15 protein-coding genes and 1 pseudogene are annotated in these 15,708 nt (G+C 65.6%); 10 read left to right on the plus strand and 6 right to left on the minus strand.

Annotated features, from left to right (window positions below; translation table 11 throughout):
* Positions 1-41: 41 nt before the first annotated feature.
* Both FPZ11_RS01765 and FPZ11_RS01770 read right to left on the minus strand, forming a co-directional pair.
* On the minus strand, positions 42-965 hold the full coding sequence (locus tag FPZ11_RS01765) for a ribonuclease HI family protein (protein ID WP_146317860.1): 924 nt from the start codon (positions 963-965) through the stop codon (positions 42-44).
* An 11-nt stretch (positions 966-976) separates the two neighbouring features.
* A complete protein-coding gene (locus tag FPZ11_RS01770) occupies positions 977-1,540 on the minus strand; it encodes a DUF3043 domain-containing protein (RefSeq protein WP_146317862.1) in 564 nt (187 codons plus the stop codon).
* A gap of 39 nt (positions 1,541-1,579) precedes the next feature.
* On the opposite strand from FPZ11_RS01770, the gene FPZ11_RS01775 reads away from it, so the two are divergent.
* The 6 genes from FPZ11_RS01775 to FPZ11_RS01800 all read left to right on the plus strand — a co-directional run bounded on the left by FPZ11_RS01775 (position 1,580) and on the right by FPZ11_RS01800 (position 7,838).
* Positions 1,580-2,986, plus strand: coding sequence for a dipeptidase (locus FPZ11_RS01775; protein ID WP_146317864.1), 1,407 nt, complete (start codon positions 1,580-1,582; stop codon positions 2,984-2,986).
* Between the two features lie 47 nt (positions 2,987-3,033).
* Complete coding sequence (erpA, locus tag FPZ11_RS01780) at positions 3,034-3,408, plus strand: iron-sulfur cluster insertion protein ErpA (RefSeq protein ID WP_146317866.1); 375 nt, start codon at positions 3,034-3,036, stop codon at positions 3,406-3,408.
* 213 nt (positions 3,409-3,621) lie between these two features.
* Positions 3,622-4,506 carry an aa3-type cytochrome oxidase subunit II gene (ctaC, locus tag FPZ11_RS01785; RefSeq protein ID WP_146317868.1) on the plus strand — a complete coding sequence of 295 codons (885 nt, stop codon included), beginning with the start codon at positions 3,622-3,624 and terminating at the stop codon, positions 4,504-4,506.
* A 12-nt stretch (positions 4,507-4,518) separates the two neighbouring features.
* A complete protein-coding gene (gene ctaD, locus FPZ11_RS01790; protein WP_146317870.1) occupies positions 4,519-6,258 on the plus strand; it encodes an aa3-type cytochrome oxidase subunit I in 1,740 nt (579 codons plus the stop codon).
* Between the two features lies 1 nt (position 6,259).
* Positions 6,260-6,685 carry a cytochrome c oxidase subunit 4 gene (locus tag FPZ11_RS01795; protein ID WP_146317872.1) on the plus strand — a complete coding sequence of 142 codons (426 nt, stop codon included), beginning with the start codon at positions 6,260-6,262 and terminating at the stop codon, positions 6,683-6,685.
* Between the two features lie 118 nt (positions 6,686-6,803).
* A complete protein-coding gene (locus FPZ11_RS01800; protein WP_146317874.1) occupies positions 6,804-7,838 on the plus strand; it encodes a DUF4037 domain-containing protein in 1,035 nt (344 codons plus the stop codon).
* An 81-nt stretch (positions 7,839-7,919) separates the two neighbouring features.
* Here the strand turns inward: FPZ11_RS01800 and qcrB are convergent, their stop codons facing one another.
* The 4 genes and pseudogenes from qcrB to ctaE all read right to left on the minus strand — a co-directional run bounded on the left by qcrB (position 7,920) and on the right by ctaE (position 12,108).
* Positions 7,920-9,527, minus strand: a complete 1,608-nt coding sequence (qcrB, locus tag FPZ11_RS01805; RefSeq protein ID WP_146317876.1) for a cytochrome bc1 complex cytochrome b subunit — start codon at positions 9,525-9,527, stop codon at positions 7,920-7,922.
* Complete coding sequence (qcrA, locus tag FPZ11_RS01810; RefSeq protein ID WP_146317877.1) at positions 9,524-10,594, minus strand: cytochrome bc1 complex Rieske iron-sulfur subunit; 1,071 nt, start codon at positions 10,592-10,594, stop codon at positions 9,524-9,526. Before qcrA ends, qcrB begins: the two co-directional genes overlap by 4 nt.
* 39 nt (positions 10,595-10,633) lie before the next feature.
* A pseudogene (gene qcrC / locus FPZ11_RS01815) lies at positions 10,634-11,444 on the minus strand (cytochrome bc1 complex diheme cytochrome c subunit).
* A 25-nt stretch (positions 11,445-11,469) separates the two neighbouring features.
* Complete coding sequence (gene ctaE / locus FPZ11_RS01820; RefSeq protein ID WP_168203709.1) at positions 11,470-12,108, minus strand: aa3-type cytochrome oxidase subunit III; 639 nt, start codon at positions 12,106-12,108, stop codon at positions 11,470-11,472.
* 145 nt (positions 12,109-12,253) lie between these two features.
* Here ctaE and trpD point away from each other — a divergent pair, with 145 nt between their 5' ends.
* The 4 genes from trpD to dhaM are packed head-to-tail and all read left to right on the plus strand — an operon-like array spanning position 12,254 to position 15,695.
* On the plus strand, positions 12,254-13,303 hold the full coding sequence (gene trpD, locus FPZ11_RS01825) for an anthranilate phosphoribosyltransferase (protein ID WP_146317879.1): 1,050 nt from the start codon (positions 12,254-12,256) through the stop codon (positions 13,301-13,303).
* 31 nt (positions 13,304-13,334) lie between these two features.
* Entirely contained in the window at positions 13,335-14,327 is a 993-nt protein-coding gene (dhaK, locus tag FPZ11_RS01830) for a dihydroxyacetone kinase subunit DhaK (protein WP_146317881.1), read from the plus strand.
* A 55-nt stretch (positions 14,328-14,382) separates the two neighbouring features.
* Positions 14,383-15,015, plus strand: coding sequence for a dihydroxyacetone kinase subunit DhaL (gene dhaL, locus FPZ11_RS01835; protein WP_146317883.1), 633 nt, complete (start codon positions 14,383-14,385; stop codon positions 15,013-15,015).
* Entirely contained in the window at positions 15,012-15,695 is a 684-nt protein-coding gene (gene dhaM, locus FPZ11_RS01840; protein WP_146317885.1) for a dihydroxyacetone kinase phosphoryl donor subunit DhaM, read from the plus strand. The genes dhaL and dhaM overlap by 4 nt, the downstream gene beginning before the upstream one ends.
* Positions 15,696-15,708 lie beyond the last annotated feature (13 nt).

Genomic DNA, 15,708 nt, shown 5'->3' on the forward strand with positions numbered 1-15,708 from the left:
GAAAGTCTTCAGTGCGCTGAGCCGAATCCGGCGCAGACGAGTCAGGCTTCCGGCGTGCCCTGGTGGAATCGAAGCCGCCACCGCTCGCCATCACGCACCCACAAGGAGCTGCGCAAGGTTGCGCCTGAAACGCCCGTCGTCCGCAGTGTGAGCAGAACGGTTCCTGCTGCCGGCTCGTCGGCGCCGAGCACCTCGAGCGCGACGTCCGACGGTTGCTCGCCGTCGAGCTCTTCGATCAGCGTGTCTCTGCCCCAGAGCCTGCCCGACCGGCCGATCTCCTCGAAGTCCGGGTGGAGGAGCGCCGCGACACGGGCCGAGTCGGCCCGCACTCCTGGATCGAGCAGTTCGCGCTCCAGACGCACCACCGCATCGAGGTCGGTCTCGTCGTCGAGCAGGTCATCGCCGAACAACCCATCACCGAAGGGGTCCTGTTGCGCTGCCGGAGCCTCCGTCGCGATCCGGTCGTTCTCCCGCTCGGCCGCTGTGCCGGAAACGACGGTTGCGCCCTGCCAGCCGGGACCCTCGTCGGGGAGGGACTTCTTCTGATATGCCGTCGCGGCCGCGCGCGCCCGAGTGTCGGCAGCCTCGTTGAGTTCGTGCCCGGTGTGGCCGCGCACCCATTCGAACGCGTAGGAGCGACCGACCAATGCATCGTCCAGTCGCTTCAACAGGTCGAGGTTCTGCACGGGCGAGCCGTCGGCCTTGCGCCATCCCTTGCGTTTCCACCCCGGCATCCACTTGGTGACAGCGTTGATCACGTACTGGCTGTCGCACAGGATGACGAGGTCGTCGTCTTCGTCGGCCGTCGACTCGAGCAGGTCGATCACGGCCATGAGCTCGCCCTGGTTGTTGGTTCCGTGCGGCCAGCCCCCTGCCGCCCACGTCGAATCGTCCACATACCATGCCCATCCGGCGGGGCCGGGATTGCCGAGGGCCGAGCCGTCTGCGGCAGCGGTGATCGTCATGCCGGGGGAGTCTAGGACGGGTACTGGCCGCGCCGCACCTGCGGCTTCGGGATCCGGATCATGCGGAACTGCAATGCACGCATGACGGCATACCAGGTGAGCCCGCGCTCGAGTGCGCCGAACTTGGCGCGCAGCCGACGCTTCATCGTGAACACCATGATGGCGGAGTCGATCACCGCGAGGGCGAAGAACGACCACAGCACGATGATCCCGTAGTACTGAAGGGCCTGGACGAAGGTGAAGACGATGATGATCAGCATCAGGGGCATCAAGAACTCGGCGACCGTGTACCGAGCATCGACATAGTCACGCACGAACCGGCGCTGGGGACCGCGGTCGCGCTGGGTGAGGTAGCGCTCGTCGCCGGCGGCCATGCCGAGCCGAGCCCTCTCGCGTGCCTCCGCGTTCTTCAGGCGAGCGTCTTTCGCGGCAGCCTTGCGGTCGGAGGGCACCAGCGGCCGCTTGCGGGCCGCCTCGCGTTCCGCGCGCGACGGCGTCGCGTGTCCCTTGCCCTGGGTGGGGGTCGCCTCGGTCTCATCAGCACTCGGCGCGGTGGGTTCTGGTCGTTTGGCCACGAAAAAGTCCTTGATAGTCGTCCGATTAAGATTACCCGCATGAGTGAAGCCGATCAGACACAAGACGCCGTGCTCGCTGCCCTCGACGAAGTCGTCCGGGCCGAACTGCCGCACACGATCGCAGATCTGACCGATCTGGTGCGCATACCTTCGGTGTCATGGGCCGCCTTCGATCCGGCGAATGTCGCACGGAGCGCGGATGCCGTCGCCGGCCTGATCCGCGACCTCGAGGTCTTCGACACGGTCGCCGTCGCCCAAGCGCCGATCGGCGACAGCGATGAGAAGGGTCGCCCCGCAGTCGTCGCTCGTCGTGCCGCGAAGAACGGCGCGCCGACGATCCTTCTGTATGCGCATCACGACGTGCAGCCCCCGGGAGCCGACGAGGACTGGGACACGGCGCCGTTCGAGCCGACGGTGCGCGGAGACCGCATCTACGCACGCGGCGCCGCGGACGACAAGGCGGGTGTGATGACGCACATCGCCGCGATCCGCGCGCTGACGGAGACGGTCGGCCGAGACTTCGACCTCGGCATCGCGATGTTCATCGAGGGAGAAGAGGAGTTCGGCTCGCGTTCCTTCGCGAACTTCCTCGCCGAGAACAAGCAGACGCTCGCCGCCGACGCGATCGTGGTCGCGGACTCCGACAACTGGAGCACCGACATCCCGTCGCTGACGGTCGGGCTTCGCGGCAATGTCGCATTCCGTCTCACCGTCTCGACGCTCGAGCACGCCTCGCACTCTGGAATGTATGGCGGGGGAGTGCCCGACGCGATGATGCCGCTCGTCAGGCTCCTGGCGACGCTGCACGACGACGACGGCTCCGTCGCGGTCGATGGGCTGACATCCCACGAGGCCGACGTGCCGGAGTTCTCGGAGCAGCAGCTGCGCGACGACGCGGCCGTGCTCGACGGCGTCTCCCTGATCGGCCGCGGGCCCGTGCTGTCTCGCCTGTGGAATCAGCCCACGGTGACGGTCACGGGCATCGACGCGCCGAGCGTGGCGAACGCGTCCAACACCCTCCTGCCGAAGGCCGCCGTTCGCATCAGCGCCCGCATCGCCCCGGGCCAGACCGCGAGCGAAGCCTTCGTCGCACTCGAGAAGCATCTTCGAGAGAACGTGCCGTTCGGTGCGCACATCGAGATCGATGACGTCGACTTCGGCGATCCGTTCCTGGTCGACACCAGCGGGTGGGCGGCGGTCGAGGCCAAGCGTGCCATGAAGGATGCCTGGGGAGCGGAGCCCGTCGAGGCGGGCATCGGCGGCAGCATCCCGTTCATCGCCGATCTCGTTCGCGAGTTCCCGGACGCGCAGATCCTGGTCACGGGCGTTGAGGATCCCGACACGAGGGCTCACAGCCCGAACGAGTCGTTGCACCTCGGCGTCTTCAGGCGAGCGATCCTCACCGAGGCGCTCCTGCTCGCCCGCCTGAACAATCGGGTCGGCTGAATTACACTGGTGCCACGTTCGTTTCCAGCGGAGGAATGAGGCATTCGATGAGCGACACGACTCTTACCGGCACTGCGACGGCCGCCGACACCAAGGCACACGGAGTGCTGCTCACGGATGCCGCCGCCGGCAAGGTGCGCAGCCTGCTCGACCAGGAGGGTCGCGACGACCTGCGCCTTCGTCTGGCGGTGCAGCCGGGCGGATGCTCCGGCCTGATCTATCAGCTCTACTTCGATGAGCGCTTCATGGACGGCGACGCCGCCGTCGATTTCGACGGTGTCGAGGTGATCGTCGACAAGATGAGCGCGCCCTACCTCGACGGCGCCACGATCGACTTCGAAGACAGCATCCAGAAGCAGGGCTTCACGATCGACAACCCCAACGCACAGGGCAGTTGCGCCTGCGGAGACAGCTTCCACTGAGCCTCTGACGGTCGTGGGAGCGTCACGACGAGACAATTCCATAACGAGAAGGACCGGCCGATCAGCCGGTCCTTTTCGTCGTTTCCGGGGCCCAGAACGGGACGCACGACGGTGCGTCCGGCGCGCATCGGCCCCTCAGATGGCAGTAGGCTAGGCAAAGGTCAACGCAGCTGCGGATACCGCGCTGCCCACGATTCACTCGAAAGGTCACCGGTGCGTCACAATCGCCGTTTCCGATGGGCTGCAGTTCCAGTCGCAGCTTTGGTCGTCCTGGTTCTGGCTGGTTGCTCGCAGTCCCAGCTGAACGGATTCCTGCCCGGCTTCGACGGCAAGACCCCGGTGACCAACCACACGGAACTCATGTCCGGGCTGTGGGTCACCTCGTGGATCGTGCTTCTGCTCGTGGGTCTCCTCGTCTGGGGACTCATCATCTGGTGCGTCATCGTCTACCGCCGCCGCAAGGGCCAGACCGGCCTCCCCGTGCAGCTGCGATACAACATGCCGATCGAGATCTTCTACACGATCGTTCCGTTGGTGCTGATCATCGGCTTCTTCGCCTTCACCACGAAGGCCCAGGACACCATCGAGAAGCCTTACGCCCATCCCGACATCACCGTGCAGGTCTACGCCAAGCAGTGGTCATGGGACTTCAACTACCTGTCGAACGGCGTCTACGATCCGGGCATCCAGGCTCAGAACGACAACGACCCGAACGCTCCGGCGGGAACGGTCATCGAAAGCCAGATCCCGACCCTCTATCTGCCGGTGGACAAGAAGGTCACGATCAAGCTCAACTCGCGTGATGTCATCCACTCGTTCTGGGTCCCGGCGTTCCTGTACAAGAAGGACGTGATTCCGGGGCATACGAACTACATGTACCTGGAGCCGACGCGCAAGGGCACCTATGTCGGCAAGTGCGCCGAGCTCTGCGGCGAGTACCACTCGGCGATGCTCTTCAACGTGAAGGTCGTCTCCGACGACGAGTATCTGCAGCACATGCAGGACCTGAAGGACCGGGGCTACACAGGCAAGCTCGGCTCCGATGAAGATCGCAACCTGAACCTGCCCGGCACGGGCGCCCCGAAGAACAACGATTAAGGCATCCGGAGAATGAGTACGACAACAGCACCGGCTCCTTCGACGACCACGGCGTCGCCGACAGCTCAGATCCTCGGTGCGACCAAGATCCACCGCAAGGGCAACATCCTGGTCAACTGGATCACTTCCACCGACCACAAGACCATCGGGTACATGTACCTGATCACGTCGTTCGTGTATTTCTGCGTCGGCGGTGTGATGGCACTGATCATCCGCGCCCAGTTGTTCGAGCCGGGCCTCGAGGTCGTGCAGACGCGCGAGCAGTACAACCAGCTGTTCACAATGCACGGCACGATCATGCTGCTCATGTTCGCGACGCCGCTCTTCGCGGGGTTCGTCAACGTGATCATGCCGCTGCAGATCGGTGCACCGGATGTCGCGTTCCCGCGGCTCAATGCCTTCGCCTACTGGCTCTACAACTTCGGCTCGCTGATCGCGGTCGCCGGCTTCCTCACTCCGCAGGGTGCGGCGTCGTTCGGCTGGTTCGCCTATCAACCGCTCGCCTCGACGACGTTCTCACCTGGCCTCGGCGGCAATATGTGGATGCTCGGTCTCGGCATCTCCGGTTTCGGAACGATCCTCGGTGCGGTGAACTTCATCACGACGATCATCACGTTGCGCGCACCCGGTATGACCATGTTCCGCATGCCGATCTTCACGTGGAATGCGCTGGTCACCTCGATCCTCGTGCTGATGGCGTTCCCCGTGCTCGCCGCCGCGATCTTCGCCGCCGCCGCCGACCGCGTGCTCGGCGCCCATATCTTCGACGCGGCCAATGGTGGCGCCATTCTGTGGCAACACCTGTTCTGGTTCTTCGGCCATCCAGAGGTGTACATCATCGCGCTGCCCTTCTTCGGCATCGTGTCAGAGGTGTTCCCTGTCTTCAGTCGTAAGCCGATCTTCGGCTACAAGACCCTCGTCTACGCGACGATCTCCATCGCGGCGCTGTCGATGACGGTCTGGGCCCATCACATGTACGTGACCGGGTCGGTGCTGTTGCCGTTCTTCTCGCTGATGTCGATGTTGATCGCTGTGCCGACGGGCGTGAAGATCTTCAACTGGATCGGCACCATGTTCCGCGGATCGATCACGTTCGAGTCGCCGATGCTCTGGGCGATCGGATTCTTGGTGACCTTCACCTTCGGTGGCCTCACCGGCGTGATCCTGGCCTCGCCGCCGCTCGACTTCCACGTGTCCGACACGTACTTCGTGGTGGCGCACTTCCACTACGTGGTGTTCGGCACGGTCGTGTTCGCCATGTTCTCGGGCTTCTACTTCTGGTGGCCGAAGTGGACAGGCAAGATGCTCAACGACAAGCTCGGAAAGTGGCACTTCTGGTTGCTGTTCATCGGCTTCCACACCACGTTCCTCATCCAGCACTGGCTGGGCGTAGTGGGCATGCCGCGTCGCTACTACACCTATTCGCCGCAGGACGGGTTCACCTGGATGAACCAGGTCTCGACGATCGGTGCGGCGATCCTCGCGATCTCGATGATCCCGTTCTTGTTGAACGTGTACATCACGGCTCGCTCCGGTGCGAAGGTCACGGTGAACGACCCGTGGGGTTACGGCAGGTCGCTCGAATGGGCGACGAGCTGCCCGCCGCCGCGGCACAACTTCACGTCGATCCCACGCATCCGAAGCGAATCGCCGGCGTTCGACCTGAACCACCCCGAGGTGGCCGTGCCGATCGCGATCGGTGTCGGTGCTCCGGCGGCAAATGCTGGTGTCGATTCTGCAGAGGTGAAGTGACATGCGCGTCAGTGCGACAGTCTTCTGGATCATTGCGATCTTCTTCTGGATCATGGCGATCACCTACACGGTGTGGGCATGGTTCTACTACCCTCACCACGAGATCGAGCCCGTCGGTACCGTCGCTCTGACTCTGACAGGCATCCTCGGAGCCTTCATCGCGTTCTTCCTGGGTCGCACCCACGCGACCCAGAACGGCGTGGAGCTTCCGGAAGATCGTCTGGATGCGAACATCGACGACGGCGACCCGGAGCTTGGACACTTCAGCCCGTGGAGCTGGTGGCCCTTCCTGCTCGGACTCTCGGCGGCGCTCGGTGCTCTGGGAATCGCCGTCGGCTGGTGGATCGTGCCGATCGGCGGCGCGCTGGCAGCTGTCAGCCTCGTCGGCTGGGTCTACGAGTACTACCGGGGATATTTCGCTCGGTAGAGGTACGGCATTCGCTGCGTCCGGAGGGGCGGGACCGATCAGGTCCCGCCCCTCCGGCGCGTTTCCGTCGACGAATGCAGACGAACGAACACTGATCATGAGGGCCAGGCAGGATGTCATGACGTCTGACGCGGAGACCGGCATCGAGCTTTCGCGGCGCTATTTCGCCGAGGTCGTCGGACCGATCGTCGCGCATCGCTTTCCGTCGATGAAGGTCGCAGCGGGCCGGCTCGGCACCGGCTCTGACGTGCTCGGTTTCGACGATGACACATCTCGAGACCACGATTGGGGCCTGCGCCTCAGCCTCTTCGTACCGCAGGAGTCCGTCGCCGCGGTGACGGCCGAGCTCGATGAGAAGCTCCCTGAACGCTTCCGAGGGCAACCGACCAGGTTCGCCTTCACCGGGGAGAACGCGCTCCGCCACCACGTCGAGGTCGGCACTGTCACGGACTTTCTGATCGATCGTCTCGGCTTCGATCCGCGGTCCGAGATGTCCGTGCCGGACTGGCTGTCGCTGTCAGGACAAGCGGTTCTCGAGGCCACAGGCGGCCCCGTCTTCGTCGACCAGTCCGGAGAGCTGGAGACCGCACGTCGCGCGCTGGAGTGGTACCCGGACGACATCTGGCGGTACGTGCTGGCGTGCGACTGGGATCGGATCGGCCAGGAACTCCCGCTGATGGGCCGCGCTGCTGACGTCGGGGATGACATCGGGTCGCGCATCATCGCGGCCCGGCTCGCGGCGGTCGTGCTGCACCTGGCATTCATGATCGAGCGCAGGTGGCCTCCGTACGCGAAATGGCTGGGATCGGCATTCGATCGGTTGCCGTGCGCGCGAGATATGCGTACGGCGATCTACGACGTCATTGCGGGCGACGATGCGGGGGAGAGGCAACGGGGGATCGCTGAGGCGCTGGACGGTCTCCTGGAACGCCAGAACGCGTTGGGTCTCACCACGTCCAGGCGCGCGCTGATCCCGTTCTGGGATCGGCCCTATCTTCATCCGGATCCAGCCATCGCGGCCCGACTGCTCGATGGCATCGCAACCCCTGATGTCCGAATGCTGCCTCGTGGCCGTGGCGCCGTCGAACAGCGAACGAGCAACGTGGATGTGCTCGTGGATCCCGCGGCGCGGCGTGCTGCGGTCGCGATCTGAACACGAAAGAGGTCGGGCACCGATGCCGCCGGACTCTCGCCCGGTCGGCTCGGTGCCCGACCTGCAGGGTGCTTTGCTCAGCTAGTGATGTCCGTGTCCGGACTCGAGCTCCTTGTTGGTGACGGGCTCGAGGCGATCCTCGAAGAACCACCGGGACATGCCGGCGCGGAGGCGGTTGCTGAAGGTGATCTTGCCACGCGAGTTCGGACGCAGCATCAGCGGCTGGTAGGTCTCCTGGCTGACGAGACGCCAGCGCTCGTACTCGTCGAGCTGCTGGTGCACCTCGATGAACTCGCCACCGGGGAGCTTCACGATGCGGCCGGACTCGTAGCCGTGCAGCGCGATGGAGCGATCCTTCTTCTGCAGCGCGATGCAGATGCGCTTCGTGATGAAGTAGGCCACGATCGGACCGAGGATCAGCGTCACCTGGAGGGTGTGGATCACGCCCTCCATGGTCAGCTTGAAGTGGGTTGCGACGAGGTCGGAACTCGCGGCCGCCCACATCACGGCGTAGAACGTGACGCCGGCAGCGCCGATCGCAGTGCGGGTCGCCTGGTTGCGCGGGCGATCAAGGATGTGGTGCTCACGCTTGTCTCCGGAGACCCACGCCTCGATGAACGGGTAGATCGCCACCAGAACGAGGAAGAGGACCAACACGACCACTGGAACGATGATGTTGAACGACCATGTGCGGTCGAGCCACACGAACTCCCAGTGCGGCGGGATCAGGCGAAGCATGCCGTCCGCGAATCCGATGTACCAGTCCGGCTGCGTACCCGCCGAGACCGGTGACGGGTCGTAAGGTCCGTACATCCAGATCGGGTTGATCGTGAAGAGCGAAGCGATCAGCGCCAGAACACCGAAGACGATGAAGAAGAATCCACCCGCCTTCGCCGCATAGACGGGGAGGATCGGGAAGCCGGACACGTTCTGCTGGGTGCGACCGGGGCCCGCGTACTGCGTGTGCTTGTGCACGACGACGAAGACCAGGTGCAGCGCTACGAACGCGACGACGAGCGCAGGAAGCAGCAGGATGTGCAGCGTGTAGAGGCGTCCGACGATGGCCGTGCCAGGGAACTCGCCGCCGAAGAGCAGGAACGACATCCACGTTCCGACCACGGGGATGCCCTTGATCAGACCGTCGATGATGCGCAGACCGTTGCCGGAGAGCAGGTCATCGGGCAGCGAATACCCGGTGAAGCCCTCTGCCATCGCGAGCACGAACAGGGTGAAGCCGATCACCCAGTTGAGCTCACGGGGCTTGCGGAACGCACCGGTGAAGAAGATGCGCAGCATGTGCAGGCCGATGGAAGCGACGAAGAGCAAGGCTGCCCAGTGGTGGATCTGACGAACGAGCAGACCGCCGCGGATGTCGAACGAGATGTTCAGCGTCGAGTTCATCGCCGCGGACATCTGAATGCCCTTCAGAGGCACCCACGAGCCGTGATAGATCACGTCCGCCTGGGAGGCCTGGAAGAAGAACGTCAGGAACGTTCCGGTGATGAGGATGACCACGAAGCTGTACAGCGCGATCTCACCGAGGAGGAACGACCAATGGTCGGGGAAGATCTTGCGTCCGAACTCCTTGACCACACCGGAGATGCTGGTGCGCTCATCGATGTAGTTCGCAGCGGCAGCGGTGAAACTGCGCTTCTTGGCCGTGGTGTCAGCGGCTGTCGTGGCGGTCAATGACGCTCCCAGAAACTCGGGCCGACGGGCTCATGGAAATCGCTCTGAGCGACGAGGTATCCGTCGGCATCCACCTCGATGGGCAGCTGCGGCAGCGGACGGTTCGCCGGTCCGAAGATGACCCTGGCCTCGTGCGTGATGTCGAACTGCGACTGGTGGCATGGGCAGAGCAGGTGGTGGGTCTGCTGCTCGTACAGGGCGACGGGGCATCCGACGTGGGTGCAGATCTTCGAGTAGGCGACGATGCCGTCGTACGCCCAGTCTTTGCGGCTGGGTCGCGGGTGAAGGTCCTTCGGGTCGAGGCGCATCAGGAGCACGGCGGCCTTGGCCTTCTGGTCCAGTGCGTCTTCCTTGTCGTTGAGCCCCTCGGGGATCACGTGGAACACGGAACCGATCGTGACGTCGGATGCCTTGATCGGCGTGCCGGACGGGTCGCGGGTGAGACGCATGCCCTTCTTCCACATGGTGTGGGAGAGCAGCTTCACCGGATCCTCGTTCATCGGGCCGAGCCCGCGGAAGAGAACGATGGCGGGCAGCGGGAAGGCGACCAGCGCACCGATGAGCGAATTGCGGATCAGCGTGCGTCGACCGAAACCGGACTCCTGGTCGGCCTCCTTGAAGATCTCCACCGAACGCTCGCGCGTCTCGTCGGAGCCCTGAACGGGATGCCGGATGTCGATGCCTTCTTTGTCGACCATGAGCGCCTTGGCCCAGTGGACCGCGCCGAAGCCGATCGCCAGCAGGGCCAGCGTCATGCCGAGGCCGATGGCCAGCGTGCTGATGCGAAGGTCGGCGATGTTCCCCGACTCGATCGGGAACGCGATGTACGCCGCGATCGCCCAGATGCTGCCCACGATCGACAGGTAGAAGAGCGTGTAGATCGTGCGCTCGGCTCGGCGCTGCTTGCGCGGGTCCTTGTCGGTGATCCTCGCGCGGTGCGGTGGGAAACCGGGGTTCTCCACGGCGTCTTGCACGATGACGGCCGTACCCGGGTCGCCGGGACGGTGGTCGACGGCCGACGAGGCGGCGGGCGTGATCTCCGTGCCGCCGTTATCGTCCAGTGCCATTGCTCTCCTTCTTGCGCTCGTCTGCGATCTGAGCGTGCATCAGTTCGACTTCGCCGTGATCCAGACCGTCAGTGCGACGATCGAACCCAGGCCGAAGATCCAGATGAACAGGCCCTCGGCGACCGGGCCGAGCGAGCCGAGCTCGAATCCGCCGGGGGAGGGGTTCGCCTCGATGTACTTGAGGTAGGTGATGATGTCCCGCTTGCCCTCAGGGGGAGATGTTGCGGTCGTTGAAGACCGGCATGTTCTGCGGGCCGGTGATCATCGCCTCGTAGATGTGCGTGCCGGTGACTCCGCGCAGAGGGGGAGCGAACTTGCCCTCGGTGAGAGCTCCGCCGGCGCCCGCCACGTTGTGGCACATGGCGCAGTTGACGCGGAACAACTCGGCGCCCTTCGCGGCGTCTCCACCACCGTCGGTGTACTCCGAGCTGGGAACATCGGGTCCAGGTGCCAACGACGCCACGTAGGCGGCCAGCTGGTCGATCTGGCTCTGGTCGAACTGCGCGGGCTTCTCTTCGGCCTGCGGACCGTCCATGGCCATCGGCATGCGGCCCGTGCCGACCTGGAAGTCGACAGCGGCGGCGCCGACGCCGATCAGGCTGGGGGCGTCGTCGGTGCCCTGGGCCTCGAGGCCATGGCAGCTGGCGCAGTTGGCCTGGAAGAGCCGTTGGCCTGCATCGATGTCGCTCTGGCTCGACGATGCGGCGTCTGCCGTGGAACCCGTCGCGTTGAAGGCGGCATACGTGCCACCGGTGAGGCCGAGGCCGATCGCGATCAGCGCGACCGTCGCGAGTGGATGCCTGCGACCCGCCTTGCGCTTGCGAGCGGTCTTGTGCGTTGTCTCCCGCATGTGAAGTGCTCTGCTCCCGATTTCTCTATTTGAGGACGTAGATGACCAGGAACAGCCCGATCCACACAACGTCGACGAAGTGCCAGTAGTACGAGACGACGATGGAGCTCGTCGCTTCTTTGTCGCCGAACCTGCGGACCGCGAAGGCCCGGCCGATGACGAAGAGCATGGCAATGAGTCCGCCGGTGACGTGAAGCGCGTGGAATCCGGTGGTGAGGTAGAACGCCGACCCGTAGGCGTTCGAGTTGATCGCGACGCCCTCGCCGACGAGGGTCGCGTACTCGACAACCTGGCCGGCGACGAAGATCGCGCCGAGCGCGTAACTGAGGGTGAACCACTCGACCATGCCCCACTGGCGCGGGCGCCAGCCGGTGGATCGCGCCTGCAGACGCTCGGCGGCGAAGACGCCGAACTGGCAGGTGAACGAACTGGCGACCAGGATGAGCGTGTTCGTCAGAGCGTAGGGAACGTTGAGGTGCTGTGTCTCCGCGGCCCACAGCTGAGGCGACGTCGAGCGCAGCGTGAAATAGATCGCGAACAAGCCCGCGAAGAACATCACCTCACTGCCGAGCCAGACGATGGTTCCGACGGCCACCACGTTGGGGCGGTTGATCGTCGGCGCCGGAGCCGAAGGAGATATCGAGGTGCTCGTCACGCTCCCCATTATGGCGGATTTCGGGGGGCCGTTTTCGCATTGGGCGTCTCAATCCGGCCGATATCGCGGCTTTCGGCGCTCAGCGCCTCCATCGTCTCTGCCGTGTCAGCACGCTCCCGCGGTCGTCGGCTCCGTCGCCGATATGATCGCTCACATGGCGGAATCCCGAACCTGGCCGACGATCATCTCGAGCGTGCTCGAGGGCGAACATCTGAGCGTGGCGGACGCGGCGTGGGCTATGGAGCAGGTCATGACGGGGCAGGCGACCGATGCGCAGCTCGCTGGATTCCTCGTGGCGCTGAAGACCAAGGGCGAGACCGTCGACGAGATCGTCGGTTTTCGCGACGCTATCCTCGACCACGCCGTTCCGCTTCGTCTCGATCCGATGGCGCTCGACATCGTGGGCACCGGCGGCGACCGTTATGGAACTGTGAACGTCTCGACGACGGCGTCGATCGTGGCGGCGGCCGCGGGCGTGCCCGTCATCAAGCACGGCAACCGGGCGGCGAGCTCACGATCGGGCTCGTCCGACGTGCTCGCGGCGCTCGGCCTCGACCTCGGCATGACGGCCGACCGTGTCGCGAGCGTGTTCGAGGAGGTCGGGATCACCTTCGCCTTCGCGTCGATGTTCCACCCCGGATACGGAAACGCGGGAGCCGTGCGTCGTGAGCTCGGCATCCCGACGGTCTTCAACATCCTCGGGCCCCTGATCAACCCCGCCCGCCCTGAGGCGTCCGCCGTCGGCGTGGCACAGCTCGACAGGGTTCCGCTCATCGTCGGCGTCTTCCAGACCCGAGGGGCGACAGCGCTGGTGTTCCGCGGCGATGACGGGCTCGATGAACTTTCCACCACAGGGCACAGTCACGTGTGGGAGGTCTCGCGCGGTCTTGTCACGGAGCACGACATCGACCCGCGCGACCTCGGGATTCCACGAGCCGACATCGATCAGCTGCGGGGCGGTGACGCCGAGCACAACGCTGCCGTCGTGCGGGGAGTCCTCGCGGGGGAGGCGGGCCCGGTGCGCGACATCGTGCTGCTCAATGCCGCAGCGGGACTCGTGTCGTTCGAGCTGGCATCCGACCCGGCGAGCGGTCAGCGGGCCATCTTGGACAGGTTCTCCGACAAGCTGGCCGTCGCCGCCGAGGCCGTCGACTCGGGGGCCGCGGCCGCGAAACTCGAAGAGTGGATCGCCGCCGCTCACTGACGTGGCGGCGCACCCGCAGAGGGGTCCTGGCGTGAAGAAGCTGGTGAACGATCCGCGGCGCTTCGTCGCCGATGCGCTCGCGGGGTTCGGTGCCGCCCACCGGGAGATCGTCCGGGTGAACGCGAACCCGGTGTACGTGGTTCGTGCGCGTGCGGCCGGAGACAAGGTGGGCATCCTCTCCGGCGGCGGGAGCGGTCATGAGCCGCTGCACATCGGTTTCGTCGGCGCTGGAATGCTGGATGCCGCGGTGCCGGGCGAGATCTTCACCTCGCCGACTCCCGACCCCATCCTCGCCGCCACGCGAGCGGTCGACACCGGGCACGGAGTTCTCTATCTGGTCAAGAACTACACGGGCGACGTGCTCAACTTCGAGACTGCTGCGGAGTTCGCGACGCTCGAGGGCATCCGGGTGCGAACCGTGGTGATCGACGACGACGTCGCGGTGCAGAATTCGGAGTTCACGGCCGGCCGCCGTGGCGTGGCGGGAACCGTGCTGATCGAGAAGCTCGTGGGAGCTGCGGCAGAGCGCGGAGCGGACCTCGACGAGCTCGAGAGGCTCGCGAGCAGACTGGTGGCGACGACGCGATCGATGGGTGTGGCGATCGCGGCTCCCACCACTCCGCACTCGGGCAGACGGAGTTTCGAGCTCGGCGCCGACGAGATCGAGTTCGGAATCGGGATCCACGGTGAACGGGGACGTTCTCGGTCGACGATGGCACCAGCGGACGAGCTCGCCGATCGCGTGCTCGATGCGGTCCTGGAGGACCTCCCGCGGCAGCGCGGGAGCAGGGTTATCGCACTCGTCAACGGAATGGGCGCGACGCCATCGGCCGAGCTCTACGTGGTGTTCAGAAGGGTCGCCGAACGACTCGACGCGCTGGGCGTGGAGATGGCGAGGTCGCTGGTGGGTTCCTACGTGACCTCGCTCGACATGGCCGGATTCTCGGTGACGCTGGCCGACGTCGACGACGACCTCGTGGAACTCTGGGACGCTCCGGTGCGCACTGCCGCTCTGCGCTGGTGATGATGGAGACCGAGCCCGCGATTGCGCGAACCCGGGTTGAGATGATGGGGATGACATGACACTGGACACGGCATGGGCGATCGCCTGGGTCAGGACGGCCGCGGACCGGATCGCCGAGCAGGCGTCGGAGCTGGGTGAGCTCGATCGGGCGATCGGCGACGGCGACCATGGCGAGAACATGAACCGCGGATTCGCCGCTGCGCGCGATGCCCTGGAGGAACTTCCCGCGAATGCTCGGCCCTCCGACGTGCTGCGCGCGACGGCGATGAGACTGATCTCCTCGGTCGGCGGCGCTGCCGGACCGCTCTACGGAACGGCGTTCCTCAGGGCCTCCGAGGCCGTGGCCGACCGTGTCACGCTCGACGCGAAGGACGTGGTCGCGATGCTCGATGCGGCGCTCGGCGGCATCGAGGAGCGTGGTCACGCGACCCCCGGTGACAAGACGATGGTGGATGCCTGGACGGCCGCGGTCTCCGCAGCTCGGGCCGCGGCATCCTCTGGAGACGATCCGGTCGCCGTGTTGTCCGCCGCCGCGCGCGGGGCGGAAGAAGGGGCGACGGCGACCGACCCGCTGCTGCCGCACAAGGGCAGAGCGAGCTACCTGGGGGAGCGGGCGGTCGGACACCGTGACCCGGGTGCGGCATCCGCGGCCATCGTCCTTCGCGCCGCAGCGGACGCCGCGGCATGAGCGAGCACTCGGTCGTCGGCCTTGTCATCGTCTCGCACAGCGACCTGATCGCACGGGGCGTCGTGCAGCTCGTCGCCGAGATGAGCCCGAACGTGACGGCCGTGGCCGTGGGCGGCACGGCGGACGGTCGCCTCGGCACGGACGTCGAAGCGATCATGCATGCGGTGGTCGAAGCCGATTCGGGTGCCGGCGTGGTGGTGCTCTCCGATCTCGGATCTGCCGTGCTTTCCGCCGAGACGGCCATCGACCTGCTCGGGGCCGAATGGGCGGGACGCGTGACCGCGGCGGACGGTCCCCTTGTCGAAGGTGCAGTCGCCGCAGGCGTGCGTGCTCAGACCGGAGGAGACCTGGCCGCGGTGGCGTCCGCTGGGTCTGATCGGAGCATGCGCGAGTCAGCAGGGGACGACAGCGCGCCGAACGCCGGCTACAGTCGCACGGTGACCCTGGTCAATCCCGACGGGCTGCACGCACGCCCCGCCGCCGAGTTCGTGAAGTTGGCGACCTCACTCGGTGCCAAGGTGACGGTGAACGGGACGGATGCGCGGAGCCTGTTGGGCATCCTCTCGCTCGGGCTGTCTCAGGGTGCGGTCCTCGAGATCGCTACGGCCGATCCCTCCGCGAGGGAAGCGGTCGACCGGCTCGCCGCCCTTGTGGAATCGGGGTTCGGTACGGCAACCTGACCTGCGGGTGACG

This window comes from Humibacter ginsenosidimutans (assembly GCF_007859675.1).
Lineage (GTDB): Bacteria > Actinomycetota > Actinomycetes > Actinomycetales > Microbacteriaceae > Humibacter > Humibacter ginsenosidimutans.